Raw genomic sequence first — 24,435 nt, 5'->3', positions numbered from 1 at the left:
TTTCATTGACCCACTGCGCCCCGTTCGCGCGTGCACGGCCAGGCCGAACAAGGGGAGCACCGAGGTTGCAAGCTAGGGAATCGAATCGAAGTAATCGACCTTCTCCGACATGGCACGCCAGCGTTACGGTCCTGCGGAGGATTCCTCAAAGGGTCAATGAAGCCGTCGTTGCGTCCCGCCGCAATGCAATGCGCTGCGCTCAACTGCTGCTGGCCACGCGTAGCGTCTGGCGCGATCGACGAACGGCATGCGCAGCCAAAGTGCTCAACCGCGCTTCCAGCGCACCCCCTGCGCCGCATCCTCCAGCAGCACGCCCTCCGCCGCGAGCTGGTCCCGGATGGCGTCGGCGCGGGCGAAGTCGCGGGATTGCCTTGCGGCGTTGCGTTCCTCGATCAGCGCCTGGATGCGCGCGTCGTCGTCGTCCGATGCGCCGCGCCCGAACCACGCTTCGTGCCGCTGCTGCAGCAGTCCAAGCGCCTGGCCGGCGCCCAGCAGGCTCGACTTCAGGCGCCGCTTGTCGGCGTCGCTGGCGGCCTTGCGCGCCTCGCCGGCGATCGCGGCCAGTTCGGCGAGCGCCTGCGGGGTGTTGAGGTCGTCGTCCAGCGCAGCTTCGACGCTGCCCGGTATTTCCGCCTCGGCCGGGACATCGGCCAGGTCGCGCAGCGTTCCGTAAAGCCGGTCCAGCGTGCGCACGGACTGTTCGACCAATGCGTCCGACCACTCCAGGGGTTGCCGGTAATGCGCCGACAGCAGGGCGAGGCGGAGCGCTTCCGGCGGATGCGCGCGGACCAGGTCGTGCACCTTCTCGATGTTGCCGATCGACTTGGACATCTTGGCGCCGCCGAAAGTGAGCATGCCGTTGTGCAGCCAGTAGCGCGCGAACGGCTTGCCGCCGTGTGCGCATTCGCTCTGCGCGATCTCGTTTTCGTGGTGCGGGAACTGGAGGTCGACGCCACCGGCGTGGATGTCGATGGTCTCGCCCAGGTGGGCAGCGGCCATCGCCGAGCATTCGATGTGCCAGCCAGGGCGGCCACGGCCCCAGGGCGAATCCCATCCCGGCAGGTCGTCGCCGGACGGTTTCCACAACACGAAGTCGCCCGGGTCGCGCTTGTAGGGCGCGACATCGACACGGGCACCCGCGAGCATGTCCTCCGGGTCGCGGCGCGACAGCTTTCCGTAGGCGCCGAAGCTGGCCACCGAGAAGAGCACGTGGTCCTCGGCGGCGTAGGCGTGGCCGGAGGCGACCAGGCCCTCGATCATGGCGACGATCTGGGGGATATGCGCCGTGGCCGCCGGTTCAAGGTCCGGCGCGAACACGCCATCCACGCCCAGGGCCGCCATGTCCTCGCGGAACGCGGCGACGTAGCGGTCGGTGATGGTCGAGATCGGCGCATTGGCTTCGCGGGCCGCGGCGTTGATCTTGTCGTCCACGTCGGTCAGGTTGCGCGCGTAGCGCAGGGCGCCATGGCGGCGCCGCAACAGGGCCGCCAACAGCCCGAAGACCACGTAGGGCCGGGCATTGCCGATATGCACGAAGTTGTAGACCGTCGGACCGCACACGTACATGGTCGGGCGGTCGGGGTTTAGGGGGGCGAACGCTTCGAGCCGCCGGGTGAGGGTGTTGTAAAGGTGCAGGGACATCGATTCGGGACCGGCGGGGGTGCCGGGATTCTACCCGGCGGGCGCGGGCACGACAGCCGCGATTCACCCCGCGCGGCCGCCGAGCGCCTACACTTCAGCCCTTCCAATCGCCCGCCAACACCATGCCCCGCTACCCGTTCCTCGCGTTCCCGGTCCTGCTGGTCGCATGCGTTTTCCCGGCGGTGGCCCAGGAGACGACGTTGCAGGTCGAGAACGTCCGCACGGAATACGCCCGGGTAATGGCCGCGACTCCGGTCTACCAGACCCTGCACGCCACCAGCATGGTCGAGCGCTGCGAGAGGTCGACCCCGGTCGCCAAGGTGGAGGAGGATCGGCGCGGCCTGGCGCGGGTGGTGGGTGCGGTCAGGGACGTGCTGGCGCCCGCCGAGGACGACGAGCCCCGAACCGTCAACGAGCGAGAATGCCGGATGGTTCCGGTGGACCGGGAGTTCCGCCGGCCCATCGCCTACGACGTCGACTACGTCCACCACGGCATCAAGTACCGTTCTCGGCTTCCGTTCGATCCGGGCAACCGGCTGCGCGTCAGGGTGTCGGTGACGCCCATCGTGCCGGCCAACGAGCGATGACCGCGGCCGCGCTTGCGGCCCCTGGCCATGCGTGCGAGCATGCGCGCCTGATGAACTTCACCGACGCCAGCGCCGACCTCCTGACCTCCGCCCGGATGGCGGCGGGCATGACCTCGCGCGCGCGCCGAATCCTGGCCCACAATCGAGCTGTGTAGCCGGGACTCGTCCGCATTCGAGTTTCACCTTGGAGAACCCGGCCCCTGCGCCGGGTTTTTTCGTTTCCTCATCCTTCCGCCTGATCGACACCACCCCACACGGGACTCCCCATGCAGCACTTCCTCAACACCCAGGACTGGACGCGCGCCGAGCTCGATGCGCTGCTGACGCAGGCGGCACTGTTCAAGCGCAATCCGATCGGCGATGCATTGAAGGGCAAGTCCATCGCGTTGCTGTTCTTCAATCCGTCGCTGCGGACCCGCACCAGCTTCGAGCTCGGTGCCTTCCAGCTCGGTGGCCATGCCGTGGTGCTGCAACCGGGCAAGGATGCATGGCCGATCGAGTTCGACTTCGGCACCGTGATGGATGGCGAGGCGGAGGAGCACGTGGCGGAGGTCGCCCGGGTGCTCGGCCGGTATGTCGACCTGGTCGGCGTTCGCGCCTTCCCGAAGTTCGTTGACTGGTCGGTCGACCGCGAGGACCGGGTGTTGCGGGCATTCGCCGAGCATTCCCCCGTGCCGGTGATCAACATGGAGACCATCACCCACCCTTGCCAGGAATTGGCGCATGCGATGGCGCTGCAGGAGCATTTCGGCACGACCGACCTGCGGGGCAGGAAGTACGTCCTGACCTGGACCTACCATCCCAAACCGCTCAACACCGCGGTGGCCAACTCCGCCCTGACCATCGCCACGCGGATGGGCATGGACGTGACCTTGCTGTGCCCGACCGAGGACTACCTGCTCGACGAGCGCTACCTGGGCTGGGCGAAGCAGAACGTGGCCGAGAACGGCGGTTCGTTCGCGGTCAGCCACGACATCGCGGCTGCCTACGCCGGCGCGGATATCGTCTACGCCAAGAGCTGGGGGGCGCTGCCCTTCTTCGGCAACTGGGCGCCGGAGAAGCCGATCCGCGACCAGCACAGGCATTTCATCGTCGACGAGGCGAAGATGGCCCTGACCAACGATGGCGTCTTCTCCCATTGCCTGCCGCTGCGCCGAAACGTCAAGGCCACGGACGCGGTGATGGACTCGAAGCACTGCATCGCCATCGAGGAGGCGGAGAATCGCCTGCACGTGCAGAAGGCGGTCATGGCGGCACTCATCGCCCAAGGCTGATCGGCCCCTACAACAAGGCAGGCAACACATGAACCCGAAAGACATCGTCCTGGCATTCTCCGGCGGCCTCGACACCAGCTTCTGCGTGCCGTGGCTGCAGGAGCGCGGCTGGTCCGTCCATACCGTGTTCGCGGATACCGGCGGCGTCGACGCGAAGGAGCGCGAGGCCATCGAGGCGCGTGCCCGCGAGCTGGGCGTGGCCAGCCACGTCACCGTCGACGGCAGGCCCGCGATCTGGGAGGGCTTCGTCAAGCCGTTCATCTGGGCCGGGGAGGGATACCAGGGCCAATACCCGTTGCTGGTGTCGGACCGCTACCTGATCGTCGACGCGGCACTGGCGCGCGCCGACGACCTCGGGACACGGTCCATCGCCCATGGTTGCACTGGCATGGGCAACGACCAGGTGCGCTTCGACCTTGCCGTGAAGGCAAGCGGCGACTACCAGGTCGTGGCGCCGATCCGCGAGATCCAGAAGGAGCACACCCAGACGCGCGCGTACGAGCAGGCCTACCTCGAGGAACGCGGGTTCGGCGTCCGCGCGCAGCAGAAGGCCTACACGATCAACGAGAACCTGCTCGGCCTGACCATGTCCGGCGGCGAGATCGACCGCTGGGAAGCCCCGGGCGAGGGCGCGCGCGGTTGGTGCGCGCCGCGCAGCGCCTGGCCGGACGAACCGCTGAGGACGACGGTGCGGTTCATCGAAGGCGAGGCGGTCGAGATCGACGGCAAGCCACTGGCCGGTGCGCCCCTGCTGGCGCTGCTCAACACGCGCTTCGCGCAGTACGGCGTCGGTCGCGGCGTCTACACCGGGGACACCACCATCGGCCTGAAGGGCCGCATCGTCTACGAGGCCCCCGGCCTGGCCGCGCTGCTGGTCGCGCATCGCGCGCTGGACGAGGCGGTGCTCTCCAAGCAGCAGAACCGGTTCAAGCCGGACGTGGCGCGCAAGTGGGTGGAGCTGGTGTACGAGGGCTTCTTCCACGATCCGCTCAAGGCCGACCTCGAGGCATTCCTTGCCTCCACGCAGCGCAAGGTCAATGGAGAGGTCGTGCTGGAGACATGCGGGGGCCGCGTCGATGCCGTGGCGGTGTCCTCGCCGCACCTGCTCGAGTCAAGGGGTGCGACCTATGCCCAGTCGGCGGACTGGGGCGTGGAGGAAGCGGAGGGCTTCATCAAGTTGTACGGGATGAGCTCGACGCTGTGGGCCGAGATCAACCGCAAGTAGGTTCGCGCGGAAGGGCCAGAGCCCCTTCCGTGCCAAGAGACAGGGACATGATGCTCGAGACGATCCTCCACCACCTCGCCGCGCTGGTGTCGTTCGACACCCGGAACCCGCCGCGCACCATCGCCGCGGATGGCATCTTCGACTACATCCGGCAGCAGCTGCCCGGCTTCCATGTCGACGTGCGCGACCATGGCGACGGGGCGGTAGCGCTGTTCGCGTTGCGCGGAAACCCGGCGCGGCTGTTCAACGTGCACCTGGACACGGTGCCGGATTCGCCGGGATGGACGGCGGATCCGCACGTCCTGCGCGTCACCGAAGACCGCGCCATCGGGCTTGGCGCCTGCGACATCAAGGGTGCGGCGGCCTGCCTGCTGGCGGCCGCCGGATCGACGGAGGGCGACGCGGCCTTCCTGTTCTCCAGCGACGAGGAAGCCAACGATGCGCGCTGCGTGGACGCCTTCCTGAAGTCCGCGCACGGTTTCGAGGAAGTGCTGGTCGCGGAACCGACGCGATGCGAGGCGGTGCTGGCGCACCGTGGGATCAGTGCGGTGCAGCTGCGATTCAAGGGCGAGGCGGGCCACGCCTCCGCGGCCGGCGCGCTGGACGCCAGCGCGCTGCACCAGGCGATGCGATGGGGCGGGCAAGCGCTGGACTTCGTCGAAGGAGAGGCCCACCGGCGGTTCGGGGGGCTGACGGGCCTGCGCTTCAACATCGGCCGGGTGCACGGGGGCATCAAGGCCAACGTGGTCGCGCCCGAGTGCGACGTCTCGTTCGGATTCCGGCCGTTGCCGTCGCAGGACATCGATGCCCTGCACCGGCGGTTCGGCGCCTTCGCAGGCGCAGGCGCGCTTCAAACCTACACGGAAACGTTCCGTGGTCCCCCGCTGCCCGCCGGCGATGTCGCGACCGCCGAGGACAGGCGCCTGGCCGCGCGCGACCTGGCGGATGCGTTGGCGCTGCCGATCGGCAACGCGGTGGATTTCTGGACCGAGGCCTCACTGTTCTCGCAGGCCGGCCTGACGGCAATCGTCTTCGGACCCGGCGACATCGCGCAGGCCCACAGCGCGGACGAATGGGTCGCGCTGGCGCAATTGCAGACGTACGCCGAAGCCGTGGGGCGCATCATCGCCATGGAACCCTGACCGGCGCGAGGGCGCCGGCGCGAAGGCGCCCGGCCCCGTGCCCGCCAACCGAAGCCATCCGGCGGCGCCGACACGCTCCCCGGGAACCACAGAGAAACCGATCAGCGATGCAGACCCACCAGCAAACCCGACAGACCATCGTGCGCCTGCTCTCGAGCATGGCCAGTGCGAAGGAAATCAGCCAGTACCTCAAGCGCTTTTCGCAGCTGGACGCCAAGCGCTTCGCCGTGGTCAAGGTCGGGGGCGCCGTGCTGCGCGACGACCTGGACGCGTTGACCTCCTCGCTGGCCTTCCTGCAGGAAGTCGGCCTGACGCCGATCGTCGTGCACGGGGCGGGTCCGCAGCTCGATGCGCAGCTGTCGCAGGCCGGGATCGAAAAGCGCACCGTCGACGGCCTGCGCGTCACGTCGCCCGATGCCCTGGCCGTCGTGCGGCGGGTGTTTCAGGCGTCCAACCTGCGACTGGTCGAGGCGTTGCAGCGCGCGGGTGCGCGTGCCACCTCGATCACCGGTGGCGTGTTCGAGGCCGGCTTCCTGGACCGGGACACGTTCGGGCTGGTGGGCCGGATCGAGCGGGTCGACCTTTCGCCGATCGAGGCCAGCCTGCAGGCCGGCTCGATACCGGTCATCGCAAGCCTCGGCGAAACCCCCGGCGGGCAGATCCTCAACGTCAACGCCGACTTCGCCGCCAATGCGCTGGTGGAGGCGGTGCAGCCCTACAAGATCATCTTCCTCACCGGCACCGGCGGCCTGCTCGACGCCGAGGGTGCCTTGATCGACTCGATCAACCTGTCCACCGAGTACGAGCAGCTCATGCAGCAGCCGTGGCTCAATGGCGGCATGCGGCTGAAACTGGAGCAGATCAAGACGCTGCTGGACGGACTGCCGCTGGCGTCGTCGGTGTCGATCACGCGGCCGGCGGACCTGGCCAAGGAGCTGTTCACGCACACCGGCTCCGGGACCCTGGTGCGCCGTGGCGAACAGGTCCTGCGGGCCACGCGATGGGACTCGCTCGACCTGCAGCGCCTGCGTTCCCTGGTCGAATCGAGTTTCGGCCGCCAACTGGCCGGCGACTACTTCGAGCGCACGCCCCTGCTGCGCGCCTACGTCAGCGAGCACTACCGCGCCGCGGTGATCCTCACCGACGAGGATGGCAGCGTCTACCTCGACAAGTTCGCGGTGCTGGACGACGCGCAGGGCGAGGGCCTGGGCCGCGCGGTCTGGCAGGTGATGCGCGAGGAGACGCCGAGCCTGTTCTGGCGATCCCGCCACGACAACCGCGCCAACGGCTTCTACCACTCGGAGTCCGACGGCTGCCTCAAGCAGGGGCCGTGGCGGGTGTTCTGGTACGGGCTCGACGGGTTCGACGCCATTGAAGCCGCCGTGGCCCATTGCGCCGGCCGCGCGCCGACGCTGGCGAGTCCGTCATGATCGGCCGTCGCACGATCGGCATCGTCGGCGCCCGCGGGCACACCGGGGCCGAACTGATCCGCCTGCTCGCCGGGCACCCGCATTTCGAACTGGCCTTCGTCTCGTCGCGCGAACTCGAGGGCCAGCCGGTGTCGGCGCACGTGCCCGAGTACGCAGGGGACCTGCGTTATGCGCGCATCGAGCACGAGGCGCTGGGTGCGCAGGGCGCGGATGCCTACGTCCTGGCCCTGCCCAACGGCAAGGCGACCGCGTGCGTGGAGGGCATCGGAGGCGATGGAGCATCGCCGGTGATCGTCGACCTGTCCGCGGACCACCGGTTCGACCCGCACTGGCACTACGGCCTGCCGGAACTGACGAGGGGCGGCTACGCCGGCCAACGGCGCATCGCCAACCCGGGGTGCTATGCCTCGGCGATGCAGCTGGCCATCGCGCCGATGCTCGATGACATCGATGGTCCGGTGCAGTGCTTCGGCGTCTCCGGCTATTCGGGCGCCGGGACCACCCCGTCGGAGCGGAACGACGTCGACAAGCTGCGCGACAACCTCATGCCGTACGCGCTGACCGGCCATGTCCACGAGCGCGAGGTCTCGCACCGGATGGGCATCGACATCGAGTTCATGCCGCACGTCGCCCCGCATTTCCGAGGCCTGACGGTGACCGCGAACCTGCACCTGCAGCAAGCGCTCGAGCCGGATGCCGTCGTGGAGCGCTACCGTACCCGGTACGACAGCGAGCCACTGGTCGCCGTCGAGCGCGACGCGCCTTGGGTCAGCGGCATCGCCGGACGGCATGGCGCGGCGGTCGGCGGATTCACGCTGTCGGAGGACCGCCGGCGCCTGGTGGTCGTCTCGACGCTCGACAACCTGCTCAAGGGCGCCGCGACGCAGGCGCTGCAGAACCTCAACCTGGCCTTCGGCTTCCCGGAATTCGAAGGCATCCCCATCGATCCGCCGCGGTAGTCGCGGTCCGCGAGGAAAGCCCACCATGACCGATCTCCTGTGGCAGAAACCCGGCGTCGACGTCGATGCAGGCATCCAGGCCTTCCTCGCCGGCGACGATGTCGTGCTGGACCGCGAATTCCTGCTCCATGACATCGCCGCGAGCAAGGTGCACGCCCAGGGCCTGCAGGCCATCGGGATGCTGGCCGAGGACGAGTTGCAGTCCCTGTCGCGCGAGCTCGACGCGCTGGCCGACGATTTCCGTTCCGGCGCTTTCGTGCTCGACGAGCGCTACGAGGACGGTCATTCCGCGATCGAGGCGCGGCTGACCGAGCGGCTGGGCGACACCGGGCGGAAGATCCACGCCGGGCGCAGCCGGAACGACCAGGTGCTCGTCGCCACGCGGTTGTGGCTGAAGGAGAAGCTCGCCCGCCTGCAATCGACCTGCACCGACCTGGCGCGCATCGCGCTGCAACGCGCGGAGGCGGAACGGGACATCCCGATGCCAGGCTATACGCACCTGCAGCGTGCCGTGGTGTCCTCCCTGGGCATGTGGTGGGCGGGCTGGGCCGAGGCCTTCATCGACGATGCCGCGCGTGCCGCCGATACGCTGCGCTGGATCGACGCCAATCCGCTCGGGACCGCGGCCGGCTATGGCGTGAACCTGCCCTTGCCGCGCGACACTGCGACCCGGGCGCTGGGCTTTTCGCGGCTGCAGGTGTCGCCGATGTATGCCCAGCTGTCGCGCGGCAAGTTCGAGATGGCCGCGCTCGAGGCGTTGGCCAGCGCGACGCTGGACATGCGCCGCCTGGCCTGGGACCTGAGCCTGTTCACCAGTGCCGAGTTCGGTTTCGTCGCGCTGCCGGCGCAGTACACGACCGGCAGTTCGATCATGCCCAACAAACGCAACCCCGACGTGATCGAACTGATGCGCGCCAGCCACGCCAGCGTGGCCGCCGCCAGGACGGAAATCGAGCAACTGCTGTCGTTGCCGTCCGGATACCACCGGGACCTGCAGGCGTCGAAGGGCGCGCTGTTCCACGGGTTCGGACGCGGCCTGGCGGCCCTGTCCCTGCTGCCAGGCCTGCTGGCGCGGCTCGAATGGCGGCAGGAACGGATGCGGGCGGCACTGGAGCCCGCGCTCTACGCCACCGACCTCGCGGTCGACATGGCGAGGGAGGGAATGCCGTTCCGGGATGCCTACCGTCTGGCAGCCGACCCCGCGCGCTGGGAGGACGGCGATCCCGCGGCCAGCCTGGCGGGCCGGGTCTCGCCCGGCGGAGCGGGGGACCTCCGGTTGGAGGCCTTGAAATCGCGACTGCCCGCAGGTGACAGCTAGCAGCCGATTCCCGCAGGTGGCATGAACGTCGCCCGCCAGTGACAAAAAACGTCGCCTTTAAACGTTCCAGCGGCACATCCGAACCGTGACGGGGCGCACCCTTTGTGGCCGATTCTGGGATCGTCGTCACTCCGGCACTTGGCACGGAACGTGCTTTAACGGGGACGAGGGGCGAGCGGGATGGTCTCGCATTCGGCCAGACTCATAGGGGAAGGGGAAGTCATGAAGGTACTTACGACCGCAATTTCGGCTGCACTCGTTGCCACCCTGGGGGGCGTCGTGCTGACGTCGCAGGTCGCCGAGGCCGCCGGGCCTTCGTCCGCCGGTTCGCAGTACACGGCGAAGACGGAGCGGGGAGAGAACGTGGGCAACATCGTCCGGCGTTGGGCGGACTACGTGTCCACGGTGTACGGCACCGGTCGCGGCGAGTGGGCCAGGGCAATGGCCAGCACGTTCGCCCAGGCAGATTTGCACAACATCAAGCGTGCGGCACGCATGACCACGTTCGAGGGCATGATGTCGGCCCTGATGGGCCAGCGTGCGACGGACGAGCAGATCATCGACAAGATGGCGAACCCGCAAGCGTCGGCCGCCGTCATCCATGCGCTGGGCAGCCCGTCCGAGGACCTGGTGTACACGGCGATCGTGCCGTGCCGCATCCTTGATACGCGCTTGGCCGGTGGGGCGATGACGCCCGGCGAGACGCGCCATTACGTGTCCGACGGAAGTGACTTCGTCGCCCAGGGTGGCGCAAGCATGGATTGCGGGGTTCCGGCCAACGCATCGGCAGTCGTGATGAACGTCACCACGACCGAATCCCACTCGGGTGGATACATCACGGTCTATCCCTACAATGCACCGCAACCCTTTGCCGCCAGCTTGAACGTCGTCATAGGCGGCGATAACGGCAACGAGATCATCGTCAAGCAGACCCTGGGCCAGTCCTTCGATTTCTCGATCTTTTCAGCAGTCCCGACCCACGTCGTGGGCGACGTCGCCGGCTACTTCATGGCTCCGACCGCGACGGCCATGGAATGCCAGCAGGTCGACGGCCCGCTGACCACGAGCATCCCGTCCGGCAGCCAGACGACCTTGCGGGCCACCTGCCCATCCGGCTTCGCCGCCACGGGCGGTGGGACCAAGTCGTTCGGAAGCGGCACCCTGACCGTGCATTCGTCCTTCCCGGAATCGACGTCCATCTGGCAGGTCAAGGTCGCCCGTACTGGCGGCTCGTCGGTTGACGGACAAGCCGTGGCGCAATGCTGCCGCGTCCCGGGTCGCTGATTCGAACTGTCACCGCGTGATCAAGGGGCCGGCTGCATGCCGGCCCTTTTTTTTTGGAGAGTCGTTGGCCTTCCGGGACTTGTTGCACTCACCGCCCTTGCTTCAAAGGCGTCGCACGCGGATGAAAAGGCGCTCGGAGCGCGCGCAGGCGAGCGGAAAGCGAACCGGTGGGTGACACGTGCGACCGGGCGTCGGTGAGCGTTCTGCCCACGCACGCCTGCACCCCCGGGCCACCGTGACGATGGCATCGAGGCCTGATTTGCACGCGGTCGAGTGAGGGGGGCTGCCCAGCCCGAAGAGCGTGGTTACGTCGAAAGGACGCCCGCCCGGTGCCTCGGATTCAATCGATTGGTCGGGGAGACAGGATTTGAACCTGCGACTTCTACGTCCCGAACGTAGCGCTCTACCAGGCTGAGCTACACCCCGACAGGTGAGCAGCGCATTGTAGTGATGGGGGGTGGCCCGGGGCAAGCATCCGGGGCAACGAACCGGGGAAGCCCGTCGGCGCCCTCGGAGGGCGGGCGGCCCGCGGTCGAGCCGCTAGACTGTAGCGGTTCGAACCATCACGAGGGTTCTCCGGAGTGTTGCCTTGATCAAGCCCCGCACGCCCCCAGGCGTCCTCGAGCTGCTGCCCCGCGACCAGGTGGCGTTCCAGCGCATGCTGGACACGATCCGCACGACCTTCGAGCGCTTCGGGTTCCTGCCGGTGGAGACGCCGGTCTTCGAGCTCTCGGACGTGCTGCTGACCAAGTCGGGAGGAGAGACGGAGCGGCAGGTCTATTTCGTCCAGTCCACCGGCGCCCTGGAAAAGGACGCGGAGGGCTTGCCGGAGCTGGCGTTGCGGTTCGACCTGACGGTGCCGCTCGCCCGCTACGTGGCCGAGCACGAGCACGACCTGGCCTTCCCGTTCCGCCGCTACCAGATGCAGCGGGTCTACCGGGGCGAGCGCGCGCAGCGGGGGCGCTTCCGCGAGTTCTGGCAGTGCGACATCGACGTGATCGGCAAGGATTCGCTGTCCACGCGCTACGACGCCGAGATGCCCGCGGTGATCCATGCGGTGTTCGAGGCGCTGGACATCGGCGAGTTCACCATCCAGCTGAACCATCGCAAGCTGCTGCGCGGCTGGTTCGAAGGGCAGGGCATCCCCGTCGACCAGCAAGCCGCCGTGCTGCGCGAGATCGACAAGCTGGACAAGCGCGGGGAAGAGGCCGTCAGGGCGACCCTGCAGGGTGAGGGATTCGGGCTCGACGCAAGCGTGGTCGAGCGGCTGATGGCGTTCTCGCGGATGCGGTCCGACGGCCACGACGATGCGCTGGCGAAACTGGATGCGCTCGGGCCGGGGACCGCGCTGTTCGAGGAGGGCCGCGACGAATTGCGGGGTTTGCTGGCGCAGCTGCGGACGATGGGCGTCCCGGAATCCCGCTACGCGCTCAACCTGTCCATCGCCCGCGGATTGGACTACTACACCGGCATGGTCTACGAGACCGTGCTCGATGCGCACCCCGCGATCGGTTCGATCTGCTCGGGCGGTCGCTACGAGGACCTGGCCGGCCACTACACCAAGTCCAGGTTGCCGGGCGTGGGGATTTCCATCGGCTTGACCCGGTTGTTCTGGCAATTGCGCGAGGCGGGATTGGTCGCGGACGCCGAGAGTTCGGTGGACGTGCTGGTGACCCTGCTCGAGGATTCGGCGCTGGAACACGCCCTGGCGCTGTCCCAGCAGCTGCGCGCCGCCGGTCTCAACGTCGAGACCCGGCTGGAGACCCGCAAGCTGGCCAAGCAGCTGCAGTACGCAGATCGCGCCGGGATCCGCTTCGTCGTCATCCGGGGCGAGGACGAGGCCGCGAAGGGCGTCGTGGCGGTGAAGGACCTGCGTCGCGGGGAGCAGTTCGAAGTCGCGGAGGCCGACCTTGCCGGGGCCTTGCGCGTGGAGCGCGAGCAATGGCGGGCGCAGGGCGCGCGCTGAGTCGATCGCCCAAGCGCACCAATTTGCACGACCAGACATCTCAAGTGACAGGACCCATTGCATGAAGCCCATCCGCCTCGACGGCCATTCCCTGACCCGCGACCAGTTGTGCGAAGTGGCGTTCGGCGCCGAGGTCGTGCTCGACGAGGGGGCGTTGAAGGCGGTGGCGCGTGCCGCGGAATTCATCGCCGAGCAGGTGCGCCGCGAGGAACCCATCTACGGCGTGTCCACGGGGTTCGGCAGCAATGCCGACCGCCTGCTCGGCGCGCATCCGCTGCGCGACGAACTCCCCGGCGCCGGTCCGTCGGGGCGGTCTCTGCATGCCGAGCTGCAGCGCAACCTGATCGTCACCCACGCCGTCTGCGTCGGCGAGCCCCTGGCGGCGGACGTGGTGCGCGCGATGCTGTGCATCCGCATCAACACCTTGCTGCGCGGCCACTCCGGGATCCGGGTGGAGACGCTGCAGGCGCTGGCGGCGCTGCTCAACGCCGGCATCGTGCCGGTGGTGCCGGCGCTGGGTTCGGTGGGCGCCTCGGGCGACCTGGCGCCGTTGTCGCACCTGGCCATCGTGCTGCTGGGCGGCGGCGAGGCCTTCGTCGAGGGCGAGCGGGTCCCTGGCGACGAGGCGCTGCGCCGCGCCGGGCTGGAGCCGGTGACGCTGTCCTACAAGGAAGGTCTGGCGTTGAACAACGGCACCGCGCAGATGCTGGCCTGCGGCGTGCTGGCCCTGCATCGACTGGATGCCTTGCTCGAGACGGCCGACCTCGCCGCGGCGATGACGATCGATGCCTTCGCGGGGCGGCTGGGCGCTTTCGGCGAAGACGTGCATGCCCTCCGCCCCCATCCGGGGCAGGTGCAGGTCGCAGGCAACCTGCGCCGATTGCTGGAAGGCTCGAGCCTTGCCGACATTCCCTACCACCTGGTGCCGCGGTTCCGGCCGTGGCTGCCCGAGAGCTGGGACGGCGCCGCGCAAAAGCTGACCTTCGACATCGCGTGGGACTGGGTGCCGTTCGGCCAGCGCCACGGACGCGAGAAGTTCTACCAGCGCTTCAAGCCTTTCCGCGGCGGCAAGAAGCACCAGCCGCAGGACAGCTATTCGCTGCGCTGCGTGCCCCAGGTCCATGGCGCGGTGCGGGACGCGGTCGAACAGGCCAAGCGCGTGTTCGATATCGAGCTTAACGCCGTCACCGATAACCCGCTGATCTTCCCGGACAAGCAGGCCGAGCACGTCGAGGAGCAGGTCGTCTCCGCGGGCCATTTCCACGGCATGCCGCTCGCGCTCGCCATGAGCTACGTCAAGGCCGCGATCCCCGTCCTGGCGGGCATCTCGGAGCGACGTCTCAACAAGCTGGTCGATCCGGCCACCAGTGACGGCCTGCCGGCGTTCCTGATCGGCAACGAGGATGCCACCGAGTCGGGTTACATGATCGTGCAGTACACCGCCGCGGCGATCGTCAACGACCTCGCAAGCCGCGCGCACCCGGCCAGCGTCTATTCGATCCCGACCAGTGCAAATGCCGAGGACCACGTGTCGATGGGCGCGAACGAGGCGCGGCATGTCCTGGCGATGGTCGACGACCTCGGCAAGGTCCTGGCGCTGGAGATCTACACCGCCGCGCAGGCGCTGGACTTGCGGCGCGACATGATCAACGCCGCGCGGGACCTGGCGCGCGCGGGGGATGCCGAAACGCTCGCGGCCAAGATCCACTGCGCGCCACTGCCCGGTTCGCCGCAGCGGCAGCGCTTCCTCGACGAGGTCGAAGCGCTGCGCAGCGAGCTGGCCGAAGGCGGGGCCTACCAGCCCGGCGGGGCGGTGGCCAGGGCCCACGCAGCGCTGCGGGAAGCGATTCCGTTCCTCGACCATGACCGCGCGCTCGACGGTGAAGTCGCCGCGGCCGTGCGGCTGGTCGCGGAGGGCTGCCTGCTGGCCGCGTTGCACGACGGCTGAATCCAGCGGCACGCATCGGGCCCAATCGGCGGGGTTGACGGCGGCGTCCGTTGCAACTAATGTGCTAACGCGCTATTACATTAATCCATTGGCAGCCCGCCTGCCCGCAAGCCTGTCTCGAGTCCGCCGAATGCCATGAAGCAACGTGTCGAACCCTTGCCCGCCAACGACGCGGATGCCTCGAGGAAGGCATTGGCGGCGGCCTTCGCCGCCTTGCGCACGCCCGCCGAAGTGGCGGCATTCCTCGAAGACCTGTGCACGCCGGCCGAGCTGGAAGCAATGGCCGACCGCTGGCGGGTGGTGCCCCTGATCCTCGAGGGCGTTCCCTACCGGGAAATACACGATCGCACCCTGGTCAGCGTGACCACGATCGGCCGCGTCGCCCGCACCCTGGACCAGGGCGCCGGCGGCTACGCGGCTGCGCTGAAACGCCGGCATCCACGCGCTTCGGCGTCGCACTGAGGACCCCCGCCATGCCTCCCCCCGCCGCCGTCGGCGCGCGCGATCGACTGCGCATCGCCATCCAGAAGTCAGGCCGCCTGAGCGAGCCTGCACGTGCCTTGCTCGCCGCCTGCGGACTGTCGTGGCGCGAAAGTCGCGACAAGCTGTTCTGCTATGGCGAGTCGCTGCCCGTGGACCTGCTGCTCGTCCGCGACGACGACATCCCGGGGCTGCTGGCGGACGGCGTCTGTGATTACGGCATCGTCGGACGCAACGTGCTGGCAGAGCACGCCGCCGAGCGCGCGCGCGAAGGTTCCCACGTGGCGTCTCGCGAGGTGCGTGCGCTGGGGTTCGGCGCTTGCCGGCTCGCGATCGCGGTGCCCGAACGCTGGGAGTGGACCGGACCGGGCGACCTGCAAGGCAAACGGATCGCCACGAGCTATCCGGGCCTGTTGCAGCAATGGCTCGGCGAGGCGGGCGTCGACGCGACGGTGGCCACCCTGACCGGATCGGTGGAGATCGCGCCGCGCCTGGGTCAGGCGGATGCGGTCTGCGACCTCGTCTCCAGCGGCGCCACCCTCGTCGCGAACCAGCTCAAGCCCGTGGAGACGCTGTTGCAAACCGAAGCGGTGCTGGCCGGGCCCGTGCTGCCGTTCGGGGATGCCAGGGCAGAGCTGGCGGCCTTGTTGCTGAGGCGCCTGGAGGGCGTGCTCAAGCTCAAGGACAGCCGGCTGCTGCTGTTCCAGGCGCGACGCGAGGCCCTGCCGCGGTTGCTGAAGCTGCTGCCCGATGCCGAGCCGCCGACGGTGATGCAGGTCGATGGCGCGGACACCCTGGCCCTGCAGGCGTTGTGCCACGGCAGCATGACCTGGCAGCGCCTGGAGGACCTGAAGCTGGCCGGCGCGTCGGCGTTGCTGGTGCTGCCCGTCGAAAGGACGTTGTCGTGAACGCCGCATTGGTGCAGCGCCTGGACTGGTCGCTGCTGGACGCCGAAGCCCGTTCGCGCGCCCTGCGCCGGCCGACCCGGGCCCGTTCCGCCGAGACCGCGTCGACGGTCGCAGGCATCCTGGCGCGCGTGCGGGCAGGGGGCGACGCGGCGCTCGCCGAGTTCCAGCGTCGTTTCGACGGCATCGACACCGGCAGCTGGCGGGTGGATGCCGAGGAACTCGACGCCGCGCACGCGGCCGTCCCCGCCGCGGTCCGCCAGGCCATGGCCGAGGCGATGTCCCGGATCGAGGCCTTCCATCGCGCCGGCATGGCCGCCGACTACGCCGTCCAGACCGCCCCCGGGGTGCTCTGCGAGCGCGTGGCGCGACCGATCCCGCGCGTCGGGCTGTATGTCCCCGCGGGCACCGCGCCCCTGCCGTCGACGGCACTCATGCTCGGCGTGCCGGCGCGCCTGGCCGGCTGCGCCGATACCGTGCTCTGCACGCCGCCGCGCAAGGACGGCAGCGCCGACCCCGCCGTGCTGCTGGCCGCGCGGATGACCGGCGTCTCCCGCATCTTCAAGCTCGGCGGCGCGCAGGCCATCGCGGCGATGGCCTTCGGCACCGAGAGCGTGCCGCGCTGCGACAAACTGTTCGGGCCCGGCAACCGCTACGTGACCGAAGCCAAGCAGCAGGTGGCGCAATCCGGGACGGTGGCGATCGACATGCCCGCCGGTCCCTCGGAAGTGCTGGTCGTCGCCGATGCGGGTGCCAACGCGGCGTTCGTGGCCGCGGACCTGCTGTCCCAGGCCGAGCACGGGCCGGATTCGCAGGTGGTGCTGCTATCCGACAGCGGCGAACTCCTGTCGCGGGTCGAATCGGCGCTCGCACAGCAGCTCGACGCACTGCCACGCGCGGACACCGCGAGGGCGGCCCTGGCCGGTTCGCGGTTGATCCTGGTGGAGACGCTGGAGACGGCATTCGCGATCAGCAATGCCTATGCCCCGGAGCACCTGATCCTCGCGCTGCGCGAGCCGCGCCGCTGGCTGGGCCGGGTCGAGGCGGCTGGATCGGTGTTCCTGGGCGACTACACGCCCGAAGCCCTGGGCGACTACTGCAGCGGCACCAACCACGTGCTGCCCACCAACGGCGCCGCGCGTGCCTGCAGCGGGCTGGGCGTGGCCAGCTTCCAGAACTTCATCAGCGTGCAATCCGCGACGGCGGAGGGCATTGCCGGCATCGGGCCGTCGGCCGTGGTGCTGGCGCGTGCCGAAGGGCTGGAGGCGCATGCGAATGCGGTGGACCTGCGCCTGGCCTGCCTGCAATCGACGGAGGTGGCGGCATGAGCGGTCCGGCCGCCCTCGTGCGGGCGGACCTGCAGGGGTTCACCGGGTATCGTTCCGCGCGCGGAGAGGCGTTGCATGGCGACGTGTGGCTCAACGCCAATGAATCCGCCTCGCCCAATGCGGCGGACAGCGCAGGCACGTGCCGGCGTTATCCCGACCCCCAGCCCGAACGGCTGCGCGATGCGCTGGCTCGCCTTTACGGCTGCGAACCCGCTGAAGTGTTGATCGGTCGCGGCAGCGACGAGGCCATCGACCTGCTGGTCCGCGCGCTTTGCGTCCCGGGTCGCGACGCCGTCCTGGTCACGCCACCGGTGTTCGGCATGTACGCGGTCAGCGCGCGCCTGCAGGGCGCGCCACTGGTGGAGGTGCCCTTGCGCGAAGGAAGCGAAGGTTTCGGCGCCGACATCGATGCGATCGCAAGCCACGCCGAGGCCGGGCACGCGAAACTCGTGTTCCTCTGCTCCCCGTCCAACCCGACCGGCGGCAGCGTCGCGCTGGCGGACATCGCCCGCCTGGCCGCTCGGCTTACCGGCCGCGCGTTGGTCGTGGTCGACGAGGCCTACGGCGAGTACAGCGAGCTGCCTTCGGCGGTAGCGCTGGTGCGGAAACATCGCAATATCGCGGTCCTGCGGACGCTTTCCAAGGCCCATGCGCTGGCGGCAGCCAGGATCGGATGCCTGGTCGCGGACAAGGCGCTGATTGCCGTCCTGCGCGCCTGCCAGGCGCCGTACCCCGTGCCCGAACCCTGCGCCGCGCTCGCGTTGTCGGCGCTGTCGCCGGACGCTGTCGAGGCCACGATGCGCCGGGTGGTATCCACGCGCATCGAGCGTGCAAAGGTGCGCACGGCGCTGTCCGAACTCGACATCGTTCGCACGGTGTACCCGTCGCAGGGCAACTTCCTGCTGGTGCGCTTCGTCGATGCGGGGGCCGCCTGCTCGGCCTTGCTCGATGCCGGCGTCGTCGTGCGCGACCAGCGCTCGGCACCAGGCCTGGGCGATGCCTTGCGCATCACGATCGGGACGCCCCGGGAGAATGCGCGCGTCCTGTCGGCCCTGGCGCCCCTGCAGGTCGCGGCATGACCCCGATCCTGTTCGTCGATCGCGATGGCACCCTGATCGAGGAACCACCGGGCTTCCAGGTCGATGCCTTCGCGAAGCTGCGCTTCTGCGCCGGCGTCATCCCGGCCTTGCTCCGGCTGCGCGACGCGGGGTACCAGTTCGTCATGGTCACCAACCAGGACGGACTCGGGACCGACGCATTCCCGCAGGCGGATTTCGAAGGCCCGCATGCGCTGATGCTGCAGGTATTCGCGAGCCAGGGCATCGAGTTCCGCCAGATCCTCATCGACCGCAGCCTGCCGGCGGAGAACGCGCCGACCCGCAAGCCGGGCCTGGGCCTGGTGTTGCCGCTGCTGAAGGAGCGTGGCATCGACTGGGCGCGCTCGGCCATGGTCGGCGACCGCGACACCGACATCCGCTTCGCGGAAAACCTCGGGATCCGCGGCTTCCAGTTGCGCACCCGCGAGTTCGGCGGGCAGTGGGACTGGGCGGCGATCGCCCATGCGCTGGTCGACGCCCCCAGGCAGGCTACCGTGCAACGCGATACCCAGGAGACGCGGGTCAGGGTGTCGCTGGATCTGGACCGCCGCGCCGAGCCGTCGGTGCGGACGGGACTGCCCTTCTTCGACCACATGCTCGAGCAGATCGGCAAGCATGGTGGCGTCGCGCTCGAGGTCGCCTGCGACGGCGACCTGCACATCGACGAGCACCACACGGTCGAGGACACGGGGCTGGCCTTCGGACAGGCCCTGCGCGAAGCGTTGGGCGACAAGCGCGGGATCGGGCGCTACGGCTTCACGCTGCCGATGGACGAAACGCTGGCCAGCGCCGCGCTGGACCTGGGGGGGCGGCCGTACTTCGTTTTCGACGGGACGTTCCGGCGCGAGCGCGTGGGCGACCTGCCGACCGAGCTGGTCCCGCATTTCTTCCGCTCGGTCTGCGATGCCGCGGGACTGAACCTCCACCTGACCGTCCGGGGCGACAACGACCACCACCAGGTCGAGGCCTGCTTCAAGGCCTTTGCCAGGGCGCTCCGTCAAGCCGTGGTTCGCGAAGGCCGCGAGCTGCCGACGACGAAGGGTGCGTTGTGATGGACGTGGCGGTGATCGATGCCGGCGGCGCCAACCTGGGTTCGGTGTGCTACGCACTCGAGCGACTGGGCGCCGTGCCGCGCATCGTGCGCGATGCCGACGCGCTGGCCGGTGCCGTGCGCATCGTGCTGCCGGGCGTCGGGGCGGCCAGGCCGGCCATGCGAGCCTTGCGTAAGGGTGGATTCGACATCGCGTTGCGCGATAGCGAAATCCCGCTGCTGGGCATCTGCCTGGGGATGCAGTTGCTCTTCGAGCATTCGGAGGAGGGCGACACCGCGTGCCTTGGATTGCTGCCGGGCGTCGTCCGCCGGATGCTGCCGGGGCCGGGCGTCCGCGTGCCGCACATGGGCTGGAACCGACTTCGGCCGCTGCGGGAGGATCCGTTGCTCGCCGGCATCGAGGACGGTGCCTTCGCGTATTTCGTGCATGGCTACGCCGTGCTACCGGACGCCCATGCCATCGCCGGCTGCAGGCACGGCGATGTGTTCTCCGCGGTCGTGCGGCGGGCCAACGTGGCCGGCGCGCAGTTCCATCCCGAGCGCTCGGCAACCTGCGGCGCCCGCATCCTGCGCAACTTCGTGGGCGTGCCCGCGTGAGCTTCGTGGTCTATCCCGCCATCGACGTCCGCGAGGGACGGGTCGTGAGGCTTGCGCAGGGCGACTACGCGCGCGAAACCCGCTACGCGGAGGACCCCTTCGAACTGGCGAGCCGCTACGCGGCGGCCGGCGCGGAATGGCTGCACCTGGTGGACCTCGATGCGGCCCGCCGAGGCGGCTACACGCTGCTTCCGCTGCTCGACCGGATCAAGCGGGAGACTTCGCTTCAGGTGCAGACCGGCGGTGGGATACGCGCCCACGCCGACCTGCGGCGACTGCTTGATGCAGGCGCGGACCGGGTGGTCGTCGGGTCCATGGCCGTGGACGCGCGGGGTGAGGTCGCCAACTGGATCACGCGGCATGGACCGGAGCGCATCGCGGTGGCGCTCGATGCGCGTTGCGCCGCGGATGGCCGCTGGTGGCCGGCGGCGCATGGCTGGACGCGATCGGCCAGCATCACGCTGGCCGACCTGGTGCGGTACTTCGCCCGTGCCGGCTTGAGACACCTGCTGTGCACGGACATCGCGCGCGACGGCATGCTGGCCGGACCGAACCTCGACCTCTACGCCCTGGTCGAAGGCTGGGCGCCGAACCTGTGCGTGCAGGCCAGTGGCGGCGTGCGCGATGCGGACGACATCCGTGCCGCGAAGGCCAACGGTTGCGCGGGGATCGTGCTTGGCAAGGCGCTGCTCGACGGACGCCTGGCATTGCCGCAGGCGCTACGGGCATGAGGCGGCGCCCATGCTGAGCCGGCGCATCATCCCGTGCCTGGACGTGCGCGACGGACGCGTGGTCAAGGGCGTGCGTTTTTGCGACCACGTGGACATGGGCGACATCGTCGCGCTGGCGCAGCGTTACCGCGACGTGGGGGCCGATGAACTGGTCTTCTACGACATCACGGCCAGTCCGCAAGCGCGGGGCGTCGATCGTGCTTGGGTGGAGCGGCTCGCGCGCCTGCTCGACATCCCGTTCTGCGTGGCCGGCGGCATCCGCAGCGTTGGCGAGGCCCGGCGGATCCTGCATGCCGGTGCGGACAAGATCTCGGTCAACACCCCGGCGCTGGAGCGCCCGGAGCTGATCTCGGAGCTGGCCGATGCCTTCGGCGTGCAGTGCGTGGTCGTCGGCATCGACTCCCTGCAGGACCCGGACGGCGAATGGCGCGTGCGTACCCACACCGGGGACGCGGGCGCGATGCGGGCGCCCGGCAAGCGCACGCTGGACTGGATCGCGGAAGCCCAGGCCCTGGGCGCGGGTGAAATCGTCCTCAACTGCATGGCCAGCGACGGCACCCGAGAAGGATTCGACATCGCGCAGCTTCGCGCCGCGCGCGGGGCCTGTGCGGTGCCGCTGGTGGCTTCCGGCGGCGCCGGCCGCATGGAACATTTCGTCGACGTGTTCCGCCAGGCCGACGTCGACGCGGCGCTGGCGGCGAGCGTCTTCCACTCCGGGCAGGTCGCCATCCCGGAACTCAAGCAGGCCTTGGCGACGGCGGGACTGGAGGTGCGTCCATGAGCAGGCAAGGCGAATCAGGTGCGGCGGATGGAGTCGGGTCCCGGCACCTGCGCGTCGAAGCGCTGGACTGGGACAAGGGCGGCGGCCTGTTGCCGGCCATCGTGCAGGACGCCTGCACGCATCGCGTGCTGATGCTGGGGTACATGGACCGCGGGGCCTTGCAGGCCACCCTGGACAGCGGCCAGGTGCATTTCCACAGCCGAAGCCGTGCGCGCCTGTGGCGAAAGGGCGAACAGAGCGGCAACACGCTGGAGCTGGCGACCATCGAGCCTGACTGCGACGCCGACGCGTTGCTGGTGCGTGTCCGCCCGCGCGGACCGACCTGCCATCTTGGCCGCACCAGTTGTTTCGAACACGCCGCGGGCGGTGGCTTGGCCGAACTCGACCGCACCATCGGCCAGCGGTGGCGCCAGCGCCCCGTGGGAAGCTACACGACGCAGCTGGCCGAAGCCGGGATTGCGAGGATCGCGCAAAAGGTCGGCGAAGAGGCCGTGGAAACCGCGATCGCGGCCGTGGCCGCGGACGATGCATCCGTGCTCGGCGAGGCCGCCGATCTCGCGTACCACCTGCTGGTGTTGCTGCACGCGCGCGGCATGGACCTTGCCGCCCTGGAGGCGGTGCTGCGCGAGCGCCACGCAGGCCCGGATCGGGCCTCGTCGCCCATGCCCCACCGCATCGATCCGCCTGGCACTGGAACGGGGAAGTAGCGAGTGCCACCGGGTCGCCACCACCGGCCTCGGCGCGCTCCTTGCGGCGCCGTCGGGCAATCCGTGGACTGGCGAGACGGGGCCCTCGGAATCGCGAAGCATCGAAGGTCCTAACAGGGCAGGACCCCTGTACGCGACGCCCTGCCGGGGGCGTGCAGCTGCCTGAGTGGTCAGGCCGCCGTGAGCGCCGTGCGGACGCAGTCCCTGCCGTTGTCCTTGGCCTGGTACAAGGCTTGGTCGGCGACCTGCAGCGCCGAGTCCGCATCGCGCCCGCCGTCGGGATGGACGGTATGCACGCCGATGCTCGCGGAAATGCGGACGGTGCGACCGTGGGAAACGCATGGCTCCGCGACGAGCGAGCGGCGCAGCGTTTCCGCGATCGATACGGCTTGCTGCAGGTTGCGTCCCGGCAGGGCGACCACGAATTCCTCGCCCCCGAAGCGCGCCAGGAGCGCATCGTGCGCGCGCAGGCCACTGCCCAACCTGTGCGCGGCCGCCCGCAGGCAGTCGTCGCCGACGAGGTGGCCGTGCTCGTCGTTGATCGACTTGAAGTGGTCCAGGTCGATCATCAGCACCGAGACCGGCGAACCCTCCCGGGAAGCGTCTTCCAGCATCGTCTCGAATGCGTCGTGGAAATGCGTGCGGTTGTAAAGGCCGGTCAGGCCGTCCCGCCGGCTGGACTCGCTCAGCTGCCGGTGCGCGTCCTCGAGCTGGGTCAGCGTGCTGCGCACTTCCTGCGTGCGCTGCGCGACCTTGCGCTCGAGCCGGCGGTTGGCCTCGCCGACGATGCGCTCGTTCTCGTTGCGAAGCGCCGCGTAACGGTGGCTCAGGGCGATCGACAGCAGCAGCACCTCGAGCGCCGAGCCGATCTGCACGCTGTATTCGGTCAGGAAGGTCTTGGGAAGAACGCCGAAGGCGACCAGCGTGAACGCGCCCGTCCCGGCCAGGAACATCGCCCAAGACAGCAGGAACAGCCGTGCCGGCGTGTAGCCGCGGCGCAGGACCACGACGGCGACGATGCTGATCCAGATGATGCTCAGCAGGACCGCGAGCGACACGATGGGCGTGATCGTGCGGTAGGGCATCAGGGTCGCGGCGACCGCGAAGGCCGCGAACACCAGGATCGCGGCCAGGCTGACCCGGTTGCCTGGCGGCCAGCGCTGGGGCAGTTCCAGGAAGACCCGCGAGAACTGGTGCATGCCGATCAGGGCCAGGCTGATGGACAGCGGCACGGACTTGTCGGCCAGCCACGGACTGGTGGGCCAGAGGTACTCGAAGCCCAGGCCATTGAGGCAGAACAGCACCATGCCGAAGGCGGTGATGTGGAACAGGTACCAGAAGTAGCTGGCGTCGCGCAGGGTGAGCCAAAGCACGAGGTTGTAGAAGAACAGCGCCAGCAGGATCCCGTAGTAGAGGCCGATCGCGAATTGCGCGTCGCGGGAGAGCTCGGTGAAGGCGGTACGGGTATACAGCACCAGCGGCACCTGCATGGAACTCTGGCTCTTCACCCGCACGAGCACGTCGACCTGCTCGCCTACCGGCAGGTTGAGCATGAAGTTCGGATGCCGGTAGCGCACGCTGCGCGCGGCGAAGGGCAGGGCGTCCCCGCCGGCCTGGTGGACCACGCGCCCGTCGCGGTAGCGGGCGTAGACGTCGATGTGGTCGCTCAGCGCATATTGCTGCACCAGCAGCCAGCGCTGTTCGTCCGGGTTGCGGTTGACGATGGGGACGTGGAACCAGAACGCACCGCGCTGGAAACCGAACGCCGCACTGCCGTCGGGCAGCGGCGCGAAATCGCCCGCGTCCACGTGGCGCCAGGCATCCTCAGGGCGGTCCACGCCTTCGCTGTCGTGCCGATAGCTCAATCGTGGCGTCAGCGGCACCGTCCCGTCATCGCCCAGGACGAGCACGGGTGCCGCCTTGGCCGTCGCCCCGACGAGCGCGAGGATGCAAGCCAGCAGGATGCGCGCAAGCACCATCGTTG

Annotated in this window: 21 protein-coding genes and 1 tRNA gene; 19 read left to right on the top strand and 3 right to left on the bottom strand. The window is 69.1% G+C overall.

Features of this window, described 5'->3' with window-relative positions; genetic code table 11:
• Positions 1–264: 264 nt before the first annotated feature.
• Positions 265–1,641 carry a cysteine--tRNA ligase gene (gene cysS, locus ABD970_RS10740; RefSeq protein ID WP_345295459.1) on the bottom strand — a complete coding sequence of 459 codons (1,377 nt, stop codon included), beginning with the start codon at positions 1,639–1,641 and terminating at the stop codon, positions 265–267.
• Between the two features lie 122 nt (positions 1,642–1,763).
• Here cysS and ABD970_RS10735 point away from each other — a divergent pair, with 122 nt between their 5' ends.
• The 8 genes from ABD970_RS10735 (at position 1,764) to ABD970_RS10700 (ending at position 10,860) form a co-directional block, all read left to right on the top strand.
• Positions 1,764–2,228 (top strand): hypothetical protein, encoded by a 465-nt coding sequence (locus ABD970_RS10735; protein WP_345295458.1) that lies wholly within the window; start codon positions 1,764–1,766, stop codon positions 2,226–2,228.
• Positions 2,229–2,494: 266 nt separating this feature from the next.
• On the top strand, positions 2,495–3,502 hold the full coding sequence (locus tag ABD970_RS10730) for an N-acetylornithine carbamoyltransferase (protein ID WP_345295457.1): 1,008 nt from the start codon (positions 2,495–2,497) through the stop codon (positions 3,500–3,502).
• A gap of 28 nt (positions 3,503–3,530) precedes the next feature.
• On the top strand, positions 3,531–4,727 hold the full coding sequence (locus ABD970_RS10725) for an argininosuccinate synthase (protein WP_345295456.1): 1,197 nt from the start codon (positions 3,531–3,533) through the stop codon (positions 4,725–4,727).
• A gap of 50 nt (positions 4,728–4,777) precedes the next feature.
• Entirely contained in the window at positions 4,778–5,869 is a 1,092-nt protein-coding gene (locus ABD970_RS10720) for an acetylornithine deacetylase (RefSeq protein WP_345295718.1), read from the top strand.
• Between the two features lie 107 nt (positions 5,870–5,976).
• Positions 5,977–7,299, top strand: coding sequence for an acetylglutamate kinase (locus tag ABD970_RS10715; RefSeq protein ID WP_345295455.1), 1,323 nt, complete (start codon positions 5,977–5,979; stop codon positions 7,297–7,299).
• On the top strand, positions 7,296–8,258 hold the full coding sequence (gene argC, locus ABD970_RS10710; protein WP_345295454.1) for an N-acetyl-gamma-glutamyl-phosphate reductase: 963 nt from the start codon (positions 7,296–7,298) through the stop codon (positions 8,256–8,258). Before ABD970_RS10715 ends, argC begins: the two co-directional genes overlap by 4 nt.
• A gap of 25 nt (positions 8,259–8,283) precedes the next feature.
• Positions 8,284–9,576: an argininosuccinate lyase gene (gene argH, locus ABD970_RS10705; RefSeq protein WP_345295453.1), complete on the top strand. Its 1,293-nt coding sequence runs from the start codon at positions 8,284–8,286 to the stop codon at positions 9,574–9,576.
• A gap of 222 nt (positions 9,577–9,798) precedes the next feature.
• A complete protein-coding gene (locus tag ABD970_RS10700) occupies positions 9,799–10,860 on the top strand; it encodes a hypothetical protein (protein WP_345295452.1) in 1,062 nt (353 codons plus the stop codon).
• A gap of 349 nt (positions 10,861–11,209) precedes the next feature.
• On the opposite strand, the gene ABD970_RS10695 is transcribed toward ABD970_RS10700, so the two are convergent.
• A tRNA-Pro gene (locus tag ABD970_RS10695) sits at positions 11,210–11,286 on the bottom strand.
• A gap of 163 nt (positions 11,287–11,449) precedes the next feature.
• On the opposite strand from ABD970_RS10695, the gene hisS reads away from it, so the two are divergent.
• The 11 genes from hisS to hisIE all read left to right on the top strand — a co-directional run bounded on the left by hisS (position 11,450) and on the right by hisIE (position 22,451).
• The gene (gene hisS, locus ABD970_RS10690) at positions 11,450–12,826 is read left to right on the top strand and encodes a histidine--tRNA ligase (protein ID WP_345295451.1); all 1,377 of its coding nucleotides are present in this window, start codon (positions 11,450–11,452) and stop codon (positions 12,824–12,826) included.
• Between the two features lie 61 nt (positions 12,827–12,887).
• Complete coding sequence (locus ABD970_RS10685; protein ID WP_345295450.1) at positions 12,888–14,774, top strand: HAL/PAL/TAL family ammonia-lyase; 1,887 nt, start codon at positions 12,888–12,890, stop codon at positions 14,772–14,774.
• Between the two features lie 135 nt (positions 14,775–14,909).
• A complete protein-coding gene (locus ABD970_RS10680; protein WP_345295449.1) occupies positions 14,910–15,236 on the top strand; it encodes a YerC/YecD family TrpR-related protein in 327 nt (108 codons plus the stop codon).
• An 11-nt stretch (positions 15,237–15,247) separates the two neighbouring features.
• Positions 15,248–16,162, top strand: a complete 915-nt coding sequence (hisG, locus tag ABD970_RS10675; protein ID WP_345295448.1) for an ATP phosphoribosyltransferase — start codon at positions 15,248–15,250, stop codon at positions 16,160–16,162.
• Between the two features lie 11 nt (positions 16,163–16,173).
• Positions 16,174–17,487 carry a histidinol dehydrogenase gene (hisD, locus tag ABD970_RS10670; protein WP_345295717.1) on the top strand — a complete coding sequence of 438 codons (1,314 nt, stop codon included), beginning with the start codon at positions 16,174–16,176 and terminating at the stop codon, positions 17,485–17,487.
• Positions 17,484–18,566 (top strand): histidinol-phosphate transaminase, encoded by a 1,083-nt coding sequence (hisC, locus tag ABD970_RS10665; RefSeq protein ID WP_345295447.1) that lies wholly within the window; start codon positions 17,484–17,486, stop codon positions 18,564–18,566. Before hisD ends, hisC begins: the two co-directional genes overlap by 4 nt.
• Positions 18,563–19,636: a bifunctional histidinol-phosphatase/imidazoleglycerol-phosphate dehydratase HisB gene (hisB, locus tag ABD970_RS10660; RefSeq protein WP_345295446.1), complete on the top strand. Its 1,074-nt coding sequence runs from the start codon at positions 18,563–18,565 to the stop codon at positions 19,634–19,636. Before hisC ends, hisB begins: the two co-directional genes overlap by 4 nt.
• Positions 19,633–20,232, top strand: a complete 600-nt coding sequence (hisH, locus tag ABD970_RS10655; RefSeq protein ID WP_345295445.1) for an imidazole glycerol phosphate synthase subunit HisH — start codon at positions 19,633–19,635, stop codon at positions 20,230–20,232. Before hisB ends, hisH begins: the two co-directional genes overlap by 4 nt.
• Positions 20,229–20,963 carry a 1-(5-phosphoribosyl)-5-[(5-phosphoribosylamino)methylideneamino]imidazole-4-carboxamide isomerase gene (hisA, locus tag ABD970_RS10650; RefSeq protein ID WP_345295444.1) on the top strand — a complete coding sequence of 245 codons (735 nt, stop codon included), beginning with the start codon at positions 20,229–20,231 and terminating at the stop codon, positions 20,961–20,963. The genes hisH and hisA overlap by 4 nt, the downstream gene beginning before the upstream one ends.
• 10 nt (positions 20,964–20,973) lie before the next feature.
• Positions 20,974–21,744, top strand: a complete 771-nt coding sequence (gene hisF / locus ABD970_RS10645) for an imidazole glycerol phosphate synthase subunit HisF (protein ID WP_345295443.1) — start codon at positions 20,974–20,976, stop codon at positions 21,742–21,744.
• The gene (gene hisIE, locus ABD970_RS10640; RefSeq protein ID WP_345295442.1) at positions 21,741–22,451 is read left to right on the top strand and encodes a bifunctional phosphoribosyl-AMP cyclohydrolase/phosphoribosyl-ATP diphosphatase HisIE; all 711 of its coding nucleotides are present in this window, start codon (positions 21,741–21,743) and stop codon (positions 22,449–22,451) included. Before hisF ends, hisIE begins: the two co-directional genes overlap by 4 nt.
• Before the next feature lie 170 nt (positions 22,452–22,621).
• Here hisIE and ABD970_RS10635 read toward each other — a convergent pair whose 3' ends face one another.
• Entirely contained in the window at positions 22,622–24,430 is a 1,809-nt protein-coding gene (locus ABD970_RS10635; RefSeq protein WP_345295441.1) for a sensor domain-containing diguanylate cyclase, read from the bottom strand.
• Between the last annotated feature and the right edge of the window lie 5 nt (positions 24,431–24,435).

Source organism: Luteimonas vadosa (genome assembly GCF_039543545.1).
GTDB lineage: Bacteria > Pseudomonadota > Gammaproteobacteria > Xanthomonadales > Xanthomonadaceae > Luteimonas > Luteimonas vadosa.
Note: the sequence above shows the minus strand (reverse complement) of the source record. Positions and strands in the feature narration are given on the sequence as shown.

Coding starts and splice junctions, on each gene's coding strand:
- cysS (WP_345295459.1), bottom strand. CDS start 1,641: ATGTCCCTGCACCTTTACAACACCCTCACCCGGCGGCTCGAAGCGTTC.
- ABD970_RS10735 (WP_345295458.1), top strand. CDS start 1,764: ATGCCCCGCTACCCGTTCCTCGCGTTCCCGGTCCTGCTGGTCGCATGC.
- ABD970_RS10730 (WP_345295457.1), top strand. CDS start 2,495: ATGCAGCACTTCCTCAACACCCAGGACTGGACGCGCGCCGAGCTCGAT.
- ABD970_RS10725 (WP_345295456.1), top strand. CDS start 3,531: ATGAACCCGAAAGACATCGTCCTGGCATTCTCCGGCGGCCTCGACACC.
- ABD970_RS10720 (WP_345295718.1), top strand. CDS start 4,778: ATGCTCGAGACGATCCTCCACCACCTCGCCGCGCTGGTGTCGTTCGAC.
- ABD970_RS10715 (WP_345295455.1), top strand. CDS start 5,977: ATGCAGACCCACCAGCAAACCCGACAGACCATCGTGCGCCTGCTCTCG.
- argC (WP_345295454.1), top strand. CDS start 7,296: ATGATCGGCCGTCGCACGATCGGCATCGTCGGCGCCCGCGGGCACACC.
- argH (WP_345295453.1), top strand. CDS start 8,284: ATGACCGATCTCCTGTGGCAGAAACCCGGCGTCGACGTCGATGCAGGC.
- ABD970_RS10700 (WP_345295452.1), top strand. CDS start 9,799: ATGAAGGTACTTACGACCGCAATTTCGGCTGCACTCGTTGCCACCCTG.
- ABD970_RS10685 (WP_345295450.1), top strand. CDS start 12,888: ATGAAGCCCATCCGCCTCGACGGCCATTCCCTGACCCGCGACCAGTTG.
- ABD970_RS10680 (WP_345295449.1), top strand. CDS start 14,910: ATGAAGCAACGTGTCGAACCCTTGCCCGCCAACGACGCGGATGCCTCG.
- hisG (WP_345295448.1), top strand. CDS start 15,248: ATGCCTCCCCCCGCCGCCGTCGGCGCGCGCGATCGACTGCGCATCGCC.
- hisC (WP_345295447.1), top strand. CDS start 17,484: ATGAGCGGTCCGGCCGCCCTCGTGCGGGCGGACCTGCAGGGGTTCACC.
- hisB (WP_345295446.1), top strand. CDS start 18,563: ATGACCCCGATCCTGTTCGTCGATCGCGATGGCACCCTGATCGAGGAA.
- hisF (WP_345295443.1), top strand. CDS start 20,974: ATGCTGAGCCGGCGCATCATCCCGTGCCTGGACGTGCGCGACGGACGC.
- hisIE (WP_345295442.1), top strand. CDS start 21,741: ATGAGCAGGCAAGGCGAATCAGGTGCGGCGGATGGAGTCGGGTCCCGG.
- ABD970_RS10635 (WP_345295441.1), bottom strand. CDS start 24,430: ATGGTGCTTGCGCGCATCCTGCTGGCTTGCATCCTCGCGCTCGTCGGG.